Genomic DNA, 18,819 nt, shown 5'->3' on the forward strand with positions numbered 1-18,819 from the left:
TAAACTTACGAGTATCTTCACTCTGACAATACAAATTAATTAAAGTCTTAATTTTATCGCCCTAAGTGAAAATCCACACAAGTTGTTCTTGTGTTTGTTGTTATTTAATGTACCAAAGATATCGTCTATCATTTGGTGAGCTTGATATTGTAATACGTTTTGTTTTACTCTGTCAAGCTTTATTTTAATTCTTTCTAAGCTTCGTAACTTGTTTTACTTGTTTGTAAACTGTTCGTCGCTCAGTGGTGGCGTATTATACGTGAATTCGAATGGGTGTCAACAGGAAAATATAAATAATTTTAAATTAATTACTAACTTTCTTTTATACTGATGATTTTATTCATATTTTAACTATTTAAAAAACTCAAATCTTCTTCTGGACGCTTGGTAAACACTTCACAGCCGTTTTCAGTGACCATCAGTGTGTGTTCCCATTGGGCGGACAATTTACGGTCTTTAGTAATTACCGTCCATTTATCGGGTAAGGTTTTGGTTTGCCATACACCTTGGTTAATCATTGGTTCAATGGTAAATGTCATGCCTGTCGTCAGTTGTAGACCGGTATTTTTTTTACCATAGTGCAGAATTTGTGGTTCATCATGGTATACGTCACTAATACCATGTCCGCAATATTCTCTTACTACGCTAAAACGCTCTGGCTCAGCCACCGCTTGAATCGCTGCGCCAATATCGCCTACATAGGCGCCATTGCGAACGGCTTTCATCCCTGCATATAGTGCGTCTTGGGCAATTTTGCAGATACGCTGCGCCATGATAGAGCCTTCACCAATAATCCACATTTTTGAAGTATCACCATGATAGCCATCTTTTATCACTGTGACATCGATATTGACGATATCGCCATCTTTTAGGATACGACTGTCATCGGGAATACCATGACAAACCACATGGTTGATTGAAGTACAAAGCGTATGCTGGTAGCCATGATAGCCGACATTGGCAGGAATGGCTTTTTGGACATCGACAATATAGTCATGGGCAAGCTTATCTAATGCCCCTGTCGTTACACCTTCTTTGACATATTCATCTAACATCACTAAAACGTCGGCGGCTAATTTACCAGCGACGCGCATTTTTTCAACGGCTTCAGGGTTATTTAATAGTGTTTTCATACAATAATTATCTGATTTTGCAAAAATTTAAGAAGACGTATTATAGCCCTTTTCGCCTTTTTCACAAAACTACTATTTGTTTAAACAGTTGTTACTTGAATTTTGGACGGGTTGTAACTATTGTGATGTTCTACAATGACAACAAGGGTTAGAAACGTCTATGGCTAATTCAATTAATATCGATATACAGAAGTATGTAAGACCTTCTGAAGCTGAAATCAAGGCAAATTTGACTGATGAGCAATATTATGTGACACAGCAAAACGGCACCGAACGCCCTTTTAGCCATGAATATGACCACCAATTTGAACGTGGTATCTATGTGGATATTGTGAGTGGTGAGCCGCTTTTTAGCTCATCAGACAAGTATGACTCAGGTTGTGGTTGGCCCGCCTTTAGTAAACCGATTGATACAGCAGTAATCAGTGAATTGTTTGATGACAGTCACGGTATGCGACGTACTGAAGTGCGTAGCCGTGTTGGCGATTCACATTTAGGCCATGTGTTTAATGATGGTCTTCCTGAGCTTGGCGGCGTGCGCTATTGCATCAATGGCGCGTCGCTACGTTTCATCCCTGTGAACGAGATGGAACAAGAAGGTTATGGTGACTTAATTGGATTGGTTGAATAATCGCCATGTGATTTTGCTAAAACATATAGCTTAACCATATAAAAATGTGTTAAAATAGCAGTTTGTCATTTTATCTTGAAATGGCAAATTGCTTTTTTTATTTACTAACATGACACACACATTGCTAATTTCAAGCTAAAAAGCTTGATAAGAGTTAAGCTGGGTGTTTGCAAATTTGATTAATTAAAATCCTGTAGATTTTGATGCGTGTTTGCAAATCGGCTTAATCGGTAATGTGGAGGCATAACCCAACTTTACTTAAGGAAATCTCATGGCGTCAGCTAATCCTACCCAAGTTTCAATGCGTGATCTTTTAGAAGCCGGTGCACACTTTGGTCACCAAACTCGTTTTTGGAATCCAAAAATGGGCAAATTTATTTTTGGTGCACGTAACAAAATCCACATCATTAACCTTGAGCATACCGTTAAAGCGATGAACGAAGCACTAAACTTCGTTAACCGTGAAGCAGCGCGTGGCAATAAAGTACTATTTGTTGGTACTAAACGTGCAGCAAGCAACGTTATTAGCGAACAAGCGGCTCGCGCTGGTATGCCTTATGTTGACCATCGCTGGTTAGGTGGTATGTTAACCAACTGGAAAACCATCCGTCAGTCAATTACTCGTTTAAAAGAATACGAAAAACAAGCTGAAGACGGTACGTTTGCTAAGCTTACCAAACGTGAAGCGTTAGAGCGTACTCGTGAAATGGAAAAACTTGAGCGTGCGTTAGGCGGTATCAAAAACATGAATGGTTTACCTGATGCAATTTTTGTGGTTGACGTTGACCATGAAGCGATTGCAATCAAAGAAGCAAAAAACTTAGGTATCCCTGTCATTGGTATCGTTGATACAAACTCAAACCCAGATGACGTAGATTATGTCATTCCTGCCAATGACGATGCGATTCGTGCGGTAACGCTATACGTATCAGCGGTTGCAGATGCAATTATCGCTGGTAAAGAATACGCTAAAACTCAAGGCGGCAAAGCAGCAAATCAAGAAGAAGCAGTAACTGAAGCACCAGCAGAAGCTGTGGCAGAATAAGGGTTACCGCAGTATCATAGCAGCGCATTACTTAAGTTGTTATGATACTGTCATCAAAATTTTGTAAACTAACTTTGATGGGTAAACACAAAATTGGTTTCTAAAAATTCGAATTTGTAGCGTAATATTAAAGGGCAAAAATCACCCATTTTTGTCCTTTAATTTCCAACTGTTTAGACAATAAACAACCCAATTCTCATCTATAATGATAATCAATTGAGGTATCTCATGGCAGAAATTAGTGCAAAACTGGTAAAAGAATTACGTGACCGTACAGGTCTTGGTATGATGGAATGTAAAAAAGCCCTGCAAGAAGCAGACGGCGACATCGAAACCGCAATCGATAACCTGCGTAAATCAGGTCAAGCAAAAGCTGCTAAAAAAGCAGGTAACATTGCTGCTGATGGCGCTATCATTATTGCCCAAGAAGGTAACAAAGCCTTACTACTTGAAGTAAACTGTCAAACTGACTTCGTGGCAAAAGATGCTAACTTCACCGCATTTGCAAACAAAGTAGCTGAACTTGCACTTGCCAACAATACCACTGATGTAGCGGCTATCTCTGCATTGCCGTATGGCGACGGTCAAACGGTTGAAGAAGCCCGTGTTGAGCTCGTACAAAAAATCGGTGAAAACATCCAAGTACGTCGTGCAGAAGTGATTGAAGGTGACAACCTAGCCTCTTACCGTCACGGTATTCGTATTGGTGTAGTGGTTTCTGTTGAAGGCGGTAACGCTGACACCGCAAAACATGTAGCGATGCAAGTTGCGGCATTCAACCCAATCGCTGTTGATGAAGCCAATGTACCTGCTGATACGCTAGCACGTGAAAAAGACATCATCGAAGCGAAAGCGAAAGAATCTGGCAAACCAGACGCCGTGATTGAAAAAATGATTACCGGTGGTCTACAAAAGTACTTGAACGAAGTGACTTTGTTGAACCAACCTTACGTTATCGACAACGAGAAAAAAGTTGGCGATATATTAAAATCTGAAGGTATGACGGTTAAAGCATTCAAACGCTTAGAAGTGGGTGAAGGCATCGAGAAAAAACAAGAAAACTTCGCTGAAGAAGTGGCGGCAGCTCAAGCAGCAGCAGCTAAATAATAAGCGACAACCGCTGAGCGGTTAACTTGTTAAAAATACCCCATAAATTTGGGGTATTTTTTTTGGCTTCAGAATAATCAATTGTGTTAGGATAAAATGATTAATAACATTTACAAGGATGTAAAAATGATCGCTATAAACTCAGATACTGATTATGTCTTACGCAGCGATAATAATGGATTGACCACGCTTACACTCAATCGTCCACAAGAATACAACGTGCTATCAGAAGAAATGCTGACTGCCTTGTCCCAACATCTGACCCAAATAGCCAACGATGACAACGTGCGAGTGGTGGTAGTGGCTGCCAATGGCAAGGCATTTTGCTCAGGACACAATCTCAAACAAATGCGTGCCAATCCTGAGCACGAGTATCAGCAGCAACTATTCACCCGTTGCAGTAGCGTCATGCAGCAAATTTTGCAACTGCCGCAACCTGTAATAGCTAAAGTACGAGGACTTGCGACTGCAGCTGGTTGTCAGTTAGTTGCCACCTGTGATATGGCTGTTGCTGCCAATACTGCGATGTTTGCTACGTCAGGAATTCGGGTGGGTTTATTCTGCTCAACACCCGCAGTAGCAATTAGTCGTAACCTACCTACCAAACAAGCCTTTGAAATGCTGATGACAGGTGAGTTTATCAGTGCAGAAAAAGCGGTGCAGTTTGGACTAATTAATCATGCTGTCGCAAGTGATAAACTTGATGACTGTGTCAAGCAGCTAGCCCAACATATCTTAGATAAATCACCTTTAGCGGTAAGAGTGGGTAAGCAAATGTTCTATCAACAATTAAATATGCCTATCGAACAAGCGTATGAATTTGCTAGCTGTACCATGGCGGATAATATGATGGCGGCAGATGCCCAAGAAGGCATAGATGCGTTTATTGCCAAACGTCCTCCAGTTTGGCAGGGCAAGTAAATGTTGTCGTAATAAATATTATCGTAATAGCCACAGTCGCAATTTTAGTTCCCACGCTGGATGAACCCCCGTCAGACCTTGTACCATTTTGCCATCTTTTAAAATGATGAAAGATGGCGTCACTTGTCCCTGCCAGTCTGTGAAAATTTTGCCATCTTCATCATTTATCGTTACAAATTGCCACCCATGTTGACTTAAGTATTGTTGCACTTCATTTGGCTCGCCTGAATTCACTGCGACGCTCACCACAGGATAATCCGCTGATTTTGCCAGTTTATCCACACTGGGTGAGGTTTGGCGACATACGCCACACCAACTACCCCAAAAATACACCAAAATAGGTCGCTGTTGACTCATTTGTTGCAAATCGATGGTTTGACCGTGAATGGTAGTAAATTGCAAAACAGGATTGGCTGGCATCACGGGTTGTCGCCACCAATTAACCACATTATAGATAGCGATAAACACCAAGGCATATATGGCAACACTTTTTACCCATAATCCAATTTTTTTGGTTATCATTCGCATTTTTCTGATCTAAAAAATTTGGTCCAAATAAAAAACGAGCTTAATCCTCGCTTTTTATTTGAATAGATTATTTGGCTGCGGCTAACGCTTGCTCAAGGTCAGCTTTGATGTCATCAATATGTTCAATACCAATGGATAAACGAATCATGTCTTCGCTAACGCCTGCTTTTTGCAACTCTTCAGCATTTAATTGGCGGTGCGTGGTAGTTGCAGGGTGGCAAGCGAGTGACTTGGCATCACCGATATTGACCAGTCGGGTAATTAATTGTAGCGCATCAATGAACTTCGCCCCTGCTTCACGACCGCCCTTTAATCCAAAGGTTAGAATCGCTGATGGCTTACCACCAAAGTATGTTTGCGCAAGCTTATGCTCTGGATGGTCGGTTAATCCTGCGTACTTGACCCAAGCCACTTGCGGATGATGGTTTAAAAATTCTGCCACGGCTTGGGCATTTTGGCAATGTCGCTCCATACGCAAGGCTAACGTCTCTAGCCCAAGCATAATTTGCCAAGCGTTCATTGGACTTAGTGCCGCACCGGTATTACGTAAGGGCGCAACGCGTGCGCGGGCAATAAACGCCGCAGCACCCATGGCTTCGACAAAATTGACACCATGATAGCTGGCATCTGGGGTATTTAAAATCGCGAAACGTTCTTTGTGAGCGCCCCAATCAAATTTGCCACTATCGATAATCACCCCACCCACCGACGTGCCCGAACCACTCACATATTTGGTCAATGAATGAATCACAATATCAGCACCATGCTCAAATGGACGGCACAATGTTGGCGTGGCGACGGTGTTATCAATCACCACAGGTACGCCTTTGCTATGGGCAAATTCGCTAATTTTTGCGATGTCCAGCACGTTACCCAATGGATTACCGATACTTTCGCCAAATACCAATTTAGTACGTTCATCAATCAAATCAACCAAGGTCTCTGGTTGGGTATAATCAAAGAAACGCACTTCGATACCTTGACGTGGCAACGCATGAGCAAATAAGTTGTAAGTACCGCCATACAAAGTTGATACTGAGACGATGTTATCATCTGCCTCACATAGCGTTTGGATGGTATAAGTAATCGCCGCCATCCCGGATGCCACCGTCAATGCACCGATGCCGCCTTCTAACGCTGCCATACGCGCTTCAAGCACCGCGTTGGTTGGGTTCATGATGCGGGTATAGATATTACCAGCAACTTTAAGATCAAAAAGGTCAGCACCGTGTTGGGTGTTATCAAAGGCATACGAACTGGTGTGGTAGATAGGGACAGCGACAGCTTTGGTGGTTGGTTCTGGTTCGTACCCTGCATGAATAGCGAGCGTTTCTGGGCGATGCGGTGGGCTCATATATATTCCTTGAATTTAGTTTAATTAGCAAAAAAATCTCTTTTGCATTGTAACGAGTTACTAATCAGTTTTGCAAATTCACAATAGAGCATTATTGGAACATTAATGCTGTTTTTTGGAATATCGATTCGTGGTGAATTGGCGTTTAAAAACCCGCGTTTAACACAGATGTAAGATAGTATGTCGTAAACTATAGCTAATGGAAGTTTTAATTTTTTGTAGATAACCCATCAGGCTTGCTCGGCTTGTTCATTGATTAAATGTTCAGTTAAACTCAACATTTCTTGATAGGAATCAAGTTTAAGCATAAAGCTAGTAAAATCATTGGTTTGAATATGGGATAACCGCGTTAAACGCTTTAGCTCATACACCAAACTATTGACAACATCATCATATTGTTTGAGACGTAAAACTTGGGTATCATCTGCTAGTGTTTGTGTCACTGTTAGCAAGGTCTTGGCTTTCGTCACTAAATGCTCTTTGTCCAATACCTGACCATATAAGATATCGGTTATAGCCGCAACAGTGGCTTTTTTGGTGGCAATAAAATCATCAACTGTTTGTGTATCTAAACTTAATAGATAGACGGCACGGCTGATAAATTTATGGTATTCATCTTTTACCTTATCGATTTGCTTTGTTAAAAGCACCGTTTCGGTAATATCTACCACGCTGACAAATAGATGAATGGATTTTTTATTGGCGCTCTTCACTACCCGTAAAAATTCAAAATGCAGGTATTTCTTGTTGGTAACGCCTGTTTCATCTAAAAAAATCAATTCGACTGTTTTAAGTGGGTTGATATCTTGAATCAACTCTTCATCCACGTTGGATTGGTACAGGTAATTGATAAAATGCTGTGTCGCTCTGATATCTTTTTCGCTGACCATATTTTGTAACAGCTGGGGTAATGTCAGACCAGCTAACTGCTTGCGCCCCAATAACTGCTCTAGTTTTTTAGAATAATGCTCACCAATGACCATTTTATCATCGATGAGAAACAAGCCTTTTTTGACTGTGTTCATGATATCGCGCATATCAGTCTGCGCTTTATCAATCGCCACGTCATCGTAATACATCTGTCTGATGGTGTAATGGATAAAAAAGATGATATAGGCTATCAAGGCAAAAAAACTGCAGTAGGTCAAGTATCGCGAATAATCTGCGGTACGGTAGGTGTCATTGAGATAAGTGTCATAGCCAATATTCATCAACGACCAAATTTTGGCTTGGTTATGATAAGCAAATTCAGCCAATTCAACTTTGCCTTTTTCATCTTGCTCAGAGATTTGCGCGATTCTTTGGCGATAGTCTTGCCAAATAATGGCAAATTCATCCATTGCCGTTTCTTGCTTTGGATAGCGGGACAACTGTGCCATATAACCGTCTAACTCAGCCGCCTGTTTTTGTAAGGTTTCAATGATTTGTTGACTATCGTTGTGCGGCGTTATCGTTAGATACTGCGCACCGGTTGCTATCTCAAGCGTCAAATCACTGATGTTGCCGATGATATCCATATGCTGGGTAGACTGGGTCAAGAAGCGCGCAATATATACATTGATAATCACGAACGATAGCACAAACAAAGACAGCAACACTAAGCTTCGTAAAAGAAGCCGATACCTTTTGGTACGTACCATATATCGAAACAAGCTATCGTTATTGCTGACTTTCACGTAATTACCCTATACCAAGATAAATTAGAAAAGATAAATTAAAAAAAATAAATAATAGCTAAAACCCCACCGTTAAATACACAATTTACCAAAAGCTTTGAACTTGGTTATACTGTTTATACCATCCTAAACCCTAAAGAGCAATTCAGACAAAAACATCCTTAAAATAGTATCAAATACGCGTAAACTAGCCTGCCAATTTAGCAAAAACAAGCGTAAAAGTATCTTTAGCTTGTAAAAAAACCCATAATGACCGTTGTCAGTATGGGTTTAACCAATGATATTAAAGCAGGGGTATTAAAGCCATAGTATCGAAGCAATAGTATCGAAGCCATATGACTAAAGCGTTGACTCGTGTCTAAATTAGCTTATAGCTGTAACTCACTGATATCTGCAACCGTTAAAAACAACCCACGCACTTTTTTTAGCAACGCCAACCGATTGGCTTTGAGGTTAGCATCTTCACTATTCACCATCACCTGCTCAAAGAAGTCATCCAATGGCTGCTGCAATGTCGCTAGCGATTGTAAAATCTGGGTGTAGTTGGCGTTGTCAGTGTGTTGGTGGGGCTCAATACTTTGCGCTGCAGTTTGCACTGTTTGATACAATGCTTTTTCGGCAGGTTCTTGTAAATAAGCCGTCTGTACTTGGGTTACAATCTCACTCTCAGCCTTGGCTAAAATATTGGCAACGCGTTTATTGGCCTCGGCAAGTTGTTTGGCGGGTGGCAAATCACGGAAGGCTTGGACTGCTTTGATGCGATGGTCAAAGTCCATTGGCAGTTGCGGTTGTAGCGCTTGTACCGCCATAATTGTATCCACGCTCACGCCTTGGTCTTCATACATAGCACGGTAGCGCGAATTAATAAACGCCATCACTTGTTTGAACGTTTTTGGTAAGTCGTCAATTTTGCCTACATAACCCAATAAAGCTTGCTCAAGCAATACTACCAGATTTAATGGCAGTTGTTTCTCAATCAAAATACGCAGTACCCCAATCGCCGCGCGGCGCAGACTAAACGGGTCTTTTGAACCCGTTGGCGCTTGGTCAATGCCAAAAATACCGACCAGCGTATCCAAACGATCTGCTAATGCCAGCGCTGTGCCAATGTTGGTCGCCGGTAATTTATCACCGCTAAATTTTGGCAGATATTGCTCTTCAATTGCCGCCGCCACCGCTTCTGGCTCTTGATTTAAACGCGCGTAGTAAGTCCCTGCCACGCCTTGCAATTCTGGAAACTCACCCACCAAGGTACTGGCAAGGTCTGCTTTTGACAGCAAGCCTGCCCGTGCCGTTTGCTCAACGTCTTCGCCAATTTGGGTAGCAATAAAGGCAGCTAGCTTGGCAATACGCTCAGATTTTTCCCAAATTGTCCCTAACTTATCTTGGAATACGCGGGTTTTTAGGTTTTCAGTCAGCGCAAACAATGGCTGTTTTTGGTCTTGTAAAAAGAAAAACTCAGCATCGGCAAGGCGTGGACGCACTACTTTTTCATTACCGGCAATCACTTGCGCTTTATCTTTACTGTCGATGTTACTGATAAAAATAAAATAAGGCTGTAATTTACCTTGGCTGTCAGTCAAACAAAAATATTTTTGATCCGCCTGCATGGTACTAATCAAGGCCTCTTGCGGCACTTGTAAAAATCGTGGCTCAAAGCTTGCGCGTAGCGCTACTGGATAATCGACCAACGCAGTGACTTCATCAAGCAAATCTTGCGGTACGATAGCGGTCGCCCCTACTTCATCGGCAAGCTGTTGGACTTGCGCTTTAATCTGTTGTTGGCGTTTGTCAAAATCAGCAATGACGTGTGCCTCGGCAAGGTTTTGCTCATAGCTGTCCGCCGTGTCAATTCTAACCCTATCAGGATGATGGAAACGATGTCCAAGACTATAACGACCCAATTCAACGCCGTGGGATCCTGTCTCACCCGACGTTAATCCTTGAATCGTCGCTGGCAGCACTTGGTCGTCTTTTAGTAGCACCAACCATTTGACAGGGCGAACAAACTCAGAACGCTCTGCGCCACTGCGCATACGTTTGGCAATCGGCAACTCATCTAAGGCTTTTTGAAAAATACTCGGCAGTAACTCAGCCACAGGCTGACCGATGACATTCATTTCATAGCCGATATAATCGCCTTTATCACCTTTGATGGTAATCAAATCCTTGACGTCAATACCCAAGCCTTGGGCAAACCCTTGTGCCGCTTTGGTTGGATTACCGTCCTTATCATAGGCAGCTTTGACTGCAGGACCGCGTTTTTGTTCGATTTTATCGGGCTGTTTTTCACTAATTCCTTGAATCTGTAAGGCAAGACGACGCGGGGCGGCAAAGCTTTTAATGGTATCAAAGCGAATATTGGCATCTTTTAGCGCTTGGGTGACATGGTCGTTAAGTGCATCGCGCAATGTTTTTAGATTTTTTGGGGGCAATTCTTCGGTGCCAAGTTCAAATAAAATAGTAGACATGCTAAAGCCTTGTTGATTCAAATAGGGTAAATATAGGCGATTATAGCAGAAATTTAAGCCATAAAAATGCCCCATCAGCGGGGCAAATCAAGAAAACCATCATCGTAAAACGAAAATTAAACTTATTGACGGGCGCTTGCCGAAGTTGTTACAGCGGTTGTGGCGACTGGCGTATTGACCGCCGCTTTTGGTTTGGCTTTGGCAGGATTGACCACAAAGTTAATCCCTAACAACAACAGCGTTACCCCTAAAATCGGGCGCAATTTTTTCTCAGGCAGTTTACTGCTCAATAATGTCCCTACAATAATGGCAGGAATCGCGCCAATGAGCAAAAAGGTCAGCATGTGAAAATCCACACTGCCTGACAGCAAATGTCCGAGACCTGCGACCAAGGTTAATAGCACCGCATGTACCACATCCGAGCCGATGATACGAATGAGTGGCAATTGGGGAAAAATCAGTACCAGCGCCATGACACCAAATGCCCCTGCCCCAACCGACGATAAGGTCACTACTACCCCGAGCAATATGCCCATCAGCACCAATTTATATTTGGGGATTTGGGAGGTGAGACTGTCAGTTTGGTCAGTTTTGCGGTATCTGTCAAAAAACGCTTCGATACGGTTGCGAAAAATCAGCGAAATCCCGGTAATGGTCAACATCACGCCCAATATCAAGGTCATGATTAGTTTGATGGCATTAATATTACCCAAGTAAGTAGCGACGAGATAATTGGTGACAATAGAGGCTGGAATACTACCAATCGCTAGCCATAGCACGATTGGCCAAACGACATTTGATTTTTTAAAATGTACCACACCACCAAAAAACTTGGAAATAGCGGCGTATAGCAAATCGGTGCCAACAGCGATATGCGGCTCTACTTTTAGCAGTAAAATCAGAATCGGCGTCATCAGTGACCCACCGCCCACACCCGTCACACCCACGCAGAATCCGACAAAAATACCCGCTAAAATAAAATAAAGTTCCACTCACCGCCCCTTGTTACCTGGCTTACTTGCTGCGGCTATTGTAGTAGAATAGCGCGTTGTTTCCCTGTGGCGATTTTTGATATAAATATGCGAGATTAGAATATTCTGATAATTTGATATTTTTTATTAACGTTGACAACAAAATAATCAATAAAATAAGGCAAGAAAAAAGGCAATAGAAACTATCTATCTATTGCCCTTTTTAATTTGACCGTTCAAAGAAAATTTTTTCGTCAGTGTGACAGAAGCTATTGTGATTTATCCACTTCTTTAATCTCTTGTTTTGAAATAGCTTCTTTTGGTAGATATTTTTCTAACGCATCCGCTTTATGTGCGTCATCCGCCAATGGGAATCCCAATTTGGCGCGCTTTTCTACATAGCTTTGTGCTACCTTACGCGCCAAGGTGCGCACACGCAAGATAAAGCGCTGACGCTCTGTCACCGAAATCGCCCCACGCGCATCCAACAAGTTAAAAGTATGTGACGCTTTAAGCACCATTTCATACGCAGGCAGCGGCAGATTAAGACCGACCAATTTGTCGGCCTGGCTTTCATAAAAATCAAACAACTCAAACATTTTTGCCACATCGGCATGTTCAAAGTTGTAGGTCGATTGCTCTACTTCATTTTGGTGGAATACATCACCATAGGTGACACGACCAAATTCGCCATCCGTCCATACCAAGTCATACACACTGTCCACGCCTTGGATATACATGGCAAGGCGCTCAAGACCGTACGTGATTTCTCCTGTCACTGGGAAACACTCAATACCACCGACTTGCTGGAAGTAAGTAAACTGAGTAACTTCCATGCCATTGAGCCAAACTTCCCAACCAAGTCCCCATGCGCCAAGCGTTGGTGATTCCCAGTTGTCTTCTACAAAGCGGACATCATGCGTTAAGGTATCGATGCCAATCGCTTTGAGTGACCCCAAGTATAACTCTTGAATATCAGGTGGATTGGGTTTGAGTACCACTTGGAACTGATAATAATGTTGTAACCGGTTTGGGTTGTCGCCATAGCGACCATCCGTGGGACGGCGTGATGGCTGTACATAGGCGGCATGCCAACGTTCTGGACCTAATGCTCGTAAGAAAGTGGCGGTATGAAACGTGCCTGCACCCATTTCCATATCGTAAGGCTGTAACACCACACAGCCTTTTTCTGCCCAATAATTTTGCAAAGTTAAAATCAATTGTTGAAACGTCATCATACGAGAATTACCACTATATAGTCGGTGATTAGGCAAACCGTGTTTATCAAAATAGTTGTCCACGTGATTTTGATAAAGCGTCAGTTTTTTTAATTAGTCACATTAAAAATTTAAATTTTTTTGCGTCGCAAATAGCACTTAAAATAGGCGGTACAATTGCCGAACGATATTTTTACTTAAAACGCCCAAAATAGCAAACTTATCCAATTTTTTAGCTAGATATATAGCCATGATTATTGAGCAAATTAAGCGGTGGACAAAACTACAAAGTATTAAAACAATATACATTTCGCGACAAATCAGTTACCGCATTTTAGCACTTTTTTACTAGATTTACGAAAATTCCTGCTACCCTTGAACAAGAGATTTCGACGATTGATTATTGCCTTTTTTTAGCAGGTTTTAGCCTTTTTAATCGCTTTTTTTTGAGATAAATCAGCCAAATTTGATACGTCATCCATTGTCGTTTTAGTTGGGTTTTGACTTTTAATTTTCATCTTTTACCGCCATAATAACCTATACAAGCTTTTACTTAATTTATCCTAAGTATTTGTTTTCAATAACTTTTCATGAGGTCAACCATGCTTATTTCGGCAAGTCTATTATTAGCTGCTACGTCGTTAACTTCTAATTGGTTGTTTTTAATCGTTCTAGTGACTGTCGGTATGCTAGCGATTGCGTTTACCCCTTATCGTTTTGTATTGGGCTATTTTATGTTGGGTATGGTGTACTGGATTTCGGTGGAAGGTCTGCACTGGGCAGTCGTCACGCTGTCATCGTTGACTGGCACAGATGCGTATGTGGCGGCAATTGGCTTATCGATGATTCCGATTGTGATAGCGTTAAATGGAAAACCCAAGTTCAACAAAACCACAAGTCAAGTTGCTACCAACCAAGCTATGTTAAAAAGTAGTGTTCAAATGAGCGCCGGTCATCGTCCTGTGGTATTAGAAAAAGATACCGATTTTCATCAAAACTTTGTTCGTCATGCCTCTGTGTTTGACTCAAAACAGTAATAACAACCCTATCCCCTTATTGCCAATTAGTAGCAAATTATTTGACCCATCATGTTGGTGGGTTTTTTATGCGCTTTGGTTTGAAAAAAGTAAGAGGTTCGCTGTATAACGTTGCTTAAATACACAAATCAAACGCTTCGATTACAAAAAATGATACTGATATGTTAAACATTACTGTAACTTGGCATCGATGACCTTATAATATATTGTATAACAAAGCTATTAAATTCTTTGTAGTAGCGAATTATAATTTCTTTGAAATGAGTGACTTAAGTATCGTCATTTATTTAAAGACCTTGCGCATTGCAATATCTATAAAATCTATAATTTTGGAGGACACGTATGTTATCTCAATTAACCCAAATCAAATCAGATCCCCTTGACGTATTATTGTTTGCAGTTGGCTTGCGTTTAACCCAACTTGCCAAAATGGGCGATGACAAATTTAAAGGCTTATTAGAAAACCGTAATTTTACTATTCAACTAGGCAGCGACGCGGAACAAACGTCACGTTACTACCAAATCAATAACGGTACTTTTAGCCAACATGCAGGTCCAGCCAAAGACCCAACGTTGACGATTACCTTTAAAGACTCAATGACGGGTGTGAAATTGCTCACTAAAGGTGAAGCGACGGCATTTATGACGGGCATCCAAAATGGCGATTTAAAAATGTCGGGTGATTATTCACTGCTGATGTGGTTTAACCAAATCGCAAAATTTATTGTGCCAAAAGTACCTGAGCCACTTAAACCTGTGGTTGAACAAGCAAAACCCTTGATTGAAAAAGCCACACCTTTTGCCAAAGAACTTTGCAGCAAAGCCCTAGCAATGATTGGGGGCGCGAGCGCAAGTAAAGCATCTGGTAGTAGCAAATACTTTAATGAATCAAATACCAAAGACGTTAATGCTGACAGCGAGTCCGGAGCTGCAAGCAAATTAGACACCCTTAAAGCGAAAGCGGCTGAAATCAAAGATGACGCGGTGGAAAAATTTGATGAGTTAAAAACCGAAGCCAAAGGAAAAATCGATGCACTTAAAGAAGATGCGAGCGAAAAATTAGCGGATATTAAAGACACCGCTAACGAAAAACTTGGCGAAACCAAAGAAAAATTGGATGAAGCTAAAGCGCAAGCGGCTGATAAAATTGATGACGCTAAAGAAACTGCCACTCAAAAGCTTGATGAAGCAAAAGCAGCCAAAGATGATAAACTTGCCGATGCTAAAACCAAGCTTGAAGACGTCAAAGACCAAGCAGCTGAAAAATTAGCCGATGTTAAAAGCTTGGCGGGTGAAAAACTAGATGATGCTAGATCAAAGGTTGAAGAATTAAAAACCCAAGCCGATGACAAACTAGATGCGCTAAACGATGAAGCTAAAGAAAAAGTCAGCGAGGCAAAAGATAAAGTCGAACAAGTTAGGCAAAAGCTTACCGACGAAACAGCCAGTGATTCTGACGCATCCGATAACAAAGCCATCGAAGAGAAGTATGAGGCGGCTAAAAATAGTACGGCTAAAGCTGAAGATAGTACGGCAGATGATGATAGCATCCGTCCTGACAACGTGTTTGCTAAATCAGCCGATAATGAGAACTTAACGCCTGCACTGCGTAAATCGGCTGAAATTGAGGCAAAGCATGCGTCTGATGAGGTCATTGCCGACAATGTCAAAACTAGTGCAGTCACTGATGATAAATCACCCATCACCAATATTTCAATTACCCGTGGTGATAGCTCTCAAGATAAATAAGCCATTGTCATTAAATTATAAAAAACAATCACTTTAGGTGGTTGTTTTTTTTTGGTATGATGAGACACCTTTTATCATTTTAAGTTTTGTTTTAATTAGGATTATAGCTGTCATGGCAGACTTATTAGCAATTCAACAATCACAACAACCGATTGGCACCACACTGACCACCCAAAGCCGCCCAACTCGTGAGCAAATCCAAGCTTGGTTTGAATTACCTTTGATGGATTTATTGTTGCTCGCGCAAAACAAACTTCGCGAACACTTTCCACCCAATGCGGTACAAATCAGCACCCTGCTATCAATAAAAACAGGCAATTGTCCTGAAGATTGCGGCTATTGCTCACAGTCAGGACACCATAGCACCGACTTACAACCTGAAAAGAAAATCGAAGTACAAAAAGCGATTATCGAGGCCAAAAAAGCCAAAGCAGCTGGCTCTAGCCGTTTTTGTATGGGTGCAGCATGGAAGCACCCAAACGATAGAGATATGCCCTATGTGGTTGAGCTGATTAAAGAAGTTAAAGCATTAGGGTTAGAAACCTGCATGACGCTTGGGATGTTATCGGGTAACCAAGCGCAAGTACTTGCTGAGGCGGGATTGGATTATTATAACCATAACCTTGATACATCACGCGAGTACTATAACCATATCGTCTCCACCCGTAGTTATGATGACCGTCTAACTACCCTTGACCATGTGCGTCAAGCAGGCATTAATATTTGCTCAGGTGGTATCATCGGTATGGGTGAAAGTCGTGATGACCGCATCAATCTGCTGACAGAACTGGCTAATCTGCCAAAACCCCCTGAATCAGTCCCAATCAATATGCTAGTACCCATTGGAGGCACGCCGATTGCAGATCAGCTGCAAGGCACGCGCTTGCCTGTGCTTGAGTGGATTCGCACCATTGCTGTCACGCGTCTTGCTTGCCCAACCAGCTATGTGCGTATTGCCGCAGGTCGTGAAGGCTTAACCGATGCCGAGCAAGCCATGTTGTTTATGGCAGGTGCCAATTCTTTCTTTTATGGGAATCGTTTATTGACCACCGATAATGCTACCACCAATCATGATGATCAGTTGATTGCCGATTTAGGATTGACGCTTGAACAAGCCGAGCCTAGACAAATTCCGGTGACCAATGCGATGAATGGTCGCATCGGGAGTTTGGCTGTCGTTTGATATGCCAAGAAACCGCCGAATTGGCGGTTTTTTCTTAGATGCTTTAACGATGCTTTAACAGAGTTCAACAGTATGTTAGCCAATTTTTCCCTTCAATCAGCCCTTGATGAACAGCGCCAAAAAGACCTGTATCGTCAACTGATACCTATTAGTCATGGCGTGACGCCCACCATTGACATAGGTGGCAAAACCTACGTCAACTTTGCCAGCAATGATTATTTGGGACTTGCCACCGACCCGCAGCTTATACAAGCGTTTAGCCAAGCTGCAAAAATCATCCAGCAAGTGGGTAGTGGCGCGTCGCACCTGATTACGGGGCATACGCTTTGGCATGAACAGTTGGATACCACGCTTGCCCAAGCGACAGGCTATAAGCGGGCATTAACTTTTAGTACAGGGTATATGGCAAATGTCGGTGTGATTCAAGCGTTGTGTGGTAAAGACAGCGTGATTTTTAGTGATAAGCTCAATCATGCCTCCATTGTCGATGGGGCAATCCTTAGCCGTGCCAAAATCATGCGTTTTGGGCATCGCAATTATAGCCAATTAGAACAATTGCTGTCGCAAAGTAGCGCTAAGCAAAAACTGATTGTCACCGATCATATTTTTAGTATGGATGGTACCATTGCCGATTTGGATGCGCTGTATGCGTTAGGTACTCGTTATGAGTGCGCCTTGATGGTAGATGATGCGCACGGTTTTGGTTTGCCCTATCAAGCTTATAAAAAAGCCCAACCGCAAGCGGATATCTATATCGGTACCTTTGGTAAAGCGATAGGTACCAGTGGCGCATTTGTCGCAGGTTCGAGTGAGTTGATTGACTATGTGACCAATTTTGCCCGTTCATTTATTTACACCACGGCAATGCCCCCTGTGCTTGCTAGCGTGACTGAAACTAGCATAGCCATGTCACACACCGATACTTTGCGCAGCGAGCAATTACTTGCCAACATTAAACAGCTCAGTCAAGGGCTATCGCAGCAAAATTGGCAAGTAGCTATTGATAATCAAATACCGACCACCGCCATTATTCCTGTGGTCATTGGCAATAATGATAGAACCCTGCAGCTTGCCAACGCATTAAAATCTCGCGGTTTTTGGGTCTCGGCAATCCGTCCACCTACAGTGCCTGTAGGCACAGCACGGCTACGCTTTTGCGTAAGCGCTCGCCATAGCGAACAACAAATCTCGGATTTACTTGCCATCATGCAGACTTTAAAATAACGGCTATTTGCAGACTTTTTTAGGGCAAGTTTATTTAGAGTAAGCTGATTTAGAATAAGCTTATTTTGAGTAAGCTTGTTTAGTTGCATCATCATCGGGGTAAGCAATGACAGAATATTTTTTATGGTTTAAAGCCTGGCATGTGATTTCATTGGTGTGTTGGTTTGCCGCGATTTTTTATCTACCACGCTTGTTTGTGTATCATGCCATGAGCGCCGATAAAATCAGTCAAGAGCGATTTGCATTGATGGAGCGTAAACTGTATCGCGGCATCATGACACCTGCGATGATTGCCACTTGGATTTTTGGCTTGTGTATGTTGCTACCCAATTGGGACGGTTATAAAACCCAAGTTTGGCTACATATCAAGCTAGCCTGCGTCATTGCGTTGACGGTATATCATGTAGCTTGCGGTCGATTTCGCTTAAAACTCATTGACAATCCTAACTATAAAACCCATGTTTTTTGGCGTTGGTTTAATGAGGTGCCTGTGTTTATTTTGGTCGCCGTGGTGATTTTGGTGATTGTTAAACCGCAATTTGGCGCGTAATCATTTTGGCACTTCATGGGTC

16 protein-coding genes are annotated in these 18,819 nt (G+C 42.1%); 9 read left to right on the top strand and 7 right to left on the bottom strand.

Annotated elements, in window-relative coordinates:
• Positions 1-347: 347 nt before the first annotated feature.
• Positions 348-1,133 carry a type I methionyl aminopeptidase gene (gene map / locus ACAM39_RS09960; protein WP_062332270.1) on the bottom strand — a complete coding sequence of 262 codons (786 nt, stop codon included), beginning with the start codon at positions 1,131-1,133 and terminating at the stop codon, positions 348-350.
• A gap of 160 nt (positions 1,134-1,293) precedes the next feature.
• Here map and msrB point away from each other — a divergent pair, with 160 nt between their 5' ends.
• The 4 genes from msrB to ACAM39_RS09980 all read left to right on the top strand — a co-directional run bounded on the left by msrB (position 1,294) and on the right by ACAM39_RS09980 (position 4,837).
• On the top strand, positions 1,294-1,764 hold the full coding sequence (gene msrB, locus ACAM39_RS09965; protein ID WP_369627567.1) for a peptide-methionine (R)-S-oxide reductase MsrB: 471 nt from the start codon (positions 1,294-1,296) through the stop codon (positions 1,762-1,764).
• Positions 1,765-2,035: 271 nt separating this feature from the next.
• Positions 2,036-2,809, top strand: a complete 774-nt coding sequence (gene rpsB, locus ACAM39_RS09970; protein WP_036597389.1) for a 30S ribosomal protein S2 — start codon at positions 2,036-2,038, stop codon at positions 2,807-2,809.
• Between the two features lie 228 nt (positions 2,810-3,037).
• Positions 3,038-3,916 carry a translation elongation factor Ts gene (tsf, locus tag ACAM39_RS09975; protein ID WP_007115804.1) on the top strand — a complete coding sequence of 293 codons (879 nt, stop codon included), beginning with the start codon at positions 3,038-3,040 and terminating at the stop codon, positions 3,914-3,916.
• Positions 3,917-4,042: 126 nt separating this feature from the next.
• A complete protein-coding gene (locus tag ACAM39_RS09980; protein ID WP_369627568.1) occupies positions 4,043-4,837 on the top strand; it encodes an enoyl-CoA hydratase in 795 nt (264 codons plus the stop codon).
• Between the two features lie 18 nt (positions 4,838-4,855).
• Here ACAM39_RS09980 and ACAM39_RS09985 read toward each other — a convergent pair whose 3' ends face one another.
• From ACAM39_RS09985 to glyQ, 6 genes are all read right to left on the bottom strand, one after another.
• Positions 4,856-5,359, bottom strand: a complete 504-nt coding sequence (locus tag ACAM39_RS09985; RefSeq protein ID WP_369627569.1) for a protein disulfide oxidoreductase — start codon at positions 5,357-5,359, stop codon at positions 4,856-4,858.
• Positions 5,360-5,432: 73 nt separating this feature from the next.
• Positions 5,433-6,719, bottom strand: coding sequence for an O-acetylhomoserine aminocarboxypropyltransferase/cysteine synthase family protein (locus ACAM39_RS09990; protein ID WP_369627570.1), 1,287 nt, complete (start codon positions 6,717-6,719; stop codon positions 5,433-5,435).
• A gap of 230 nt (positions 6,720-6,949) precedes the next feature.
• Complete coding sequence (locus ACAM39_RS09995; protein ID WP_369627571.1) at positions 6,950-8,317, bottom strand: hypothetical protein; 1,368 nt, start codon at positions 8,315-8,317, stop codon at positions 6,950-6,952.
• A 446-nt stretch (positions 8,318-8,763) separates the two neighbouring features.
• Entirely contained in the window at positions 8,764-10,866 is a 2,103-nt protein-coding gene (gene glyS / locus ACAM39_RS10000) for a glycine--tRNA ligase subunit beta (RefSeq protein ID WP_369627572.1), read from the bottom strand.
• A gap of 122 nt (positions 10,867-10,988) precedes the next feature.
• Complete coding sequence (locus ACAM39_RS10005; protein WP_369627573.1) at positions 10,989-11,858, bottom strand: sulfite exporter TauE/SafE family protein; 870 nt, start codon at positions 11,856-11,858, stop codon at positions 10,989-10,991.
• A gap of 248 nt (positions 11,859-12,106) precedes the next feature.
• A complete protein-coding gene (gene glyQ, locus ACAM39_RS10010) occupies positions 12,107-13,072 on the bottom strand; it encodes a glycine--tRNA ligase subunit alpha (RefSeq protein ID WP_369628605.1) in 966 nt (321 codons plus the stop codon).
• Between the two features lie 584 nt (positions 13,073-13,656).
• Here glyQ and aciT point away from each other — a divergent pair.
• From aciT to hemJ, 5 genes are all read left to right on the top strand, one after another.
• Positions 13,657-14,091 (top strand): AciT family ciprofloxacin tolerance protein, encoded by a 435-nt coding sequence (gene aciT, locus ACAM39_RS10015; RefSeq protein WP_369627574.1) that lies wholly within the window; start codon positions 13,657-13,659, stop codon positions 14,089-14,091.
• A 342-nt stretch (positions 14,092-14,433) separates the two neighbouring features.
• Complete coding sequence (locus tag ACAM39_RS10020; RefSeq protein WP_369627575.1) at positions 14,434-15,840, top strand: hypothetical protein; 1,407 nt, start codon at positions 14,434-14,436, stop codon at positions 15,838-15,840.
• A gap of 112 nt (positions 15,841-15,952) precedes the next feature.
• Positions 15,953-17,023 carry a biotin synthase BioB gene (gene bioB, locus ACAM39_RS10025; protein ID WP_369627576.1) on the top strand — a complete coding sequence of 357 codons (1,071 nt, stop codon included), beginning with the start codon at positions 15,953-15,955 and terminating at the stop codon, positions 17,021-17,023.
• A 72-nt stretch (positions 17,024-17,095) separates the two neighbouring features.
• Complete coding sequence (locus ACAM39_RS10030; RefSeq protein ID WP_369627577.1) at positions 17,096-18,247, top strand: aminotransferase class I/II-fold pyridoxal phosphate-dependent enzyme; 1,152 nt, start codon at positions 17,096-17,098, stop codon at positions 18,245-18,247.
• 106 nt (positions 18,248-18,353) lie between these two features.
• Positions 18,354-18,797 carry a protoporphyrinogen oxidase HemJ gene (gene hemJ / locus ACAM39_RS10035; RefSeq protein WP_369627578.1) on the top strand — a complete coding sequence of 148 codons (444 nt, stop codon included), beginning with the start codon at positions 18,354-18,356 and terminating at the stop codon, positions 18,795-18,797.
• Positions 18,798-18,819 lie beyond the last annotated feature (22 nt).

It is taken from the genome of Moraxella sp. K02 (genome assembly GCF_041154755.1).
Classification (GTDB): Bacteria; Pseudomonadota; Gammaproteobacteria; order Pseudomonadales; family Moraxellaceae; genus Faucicola.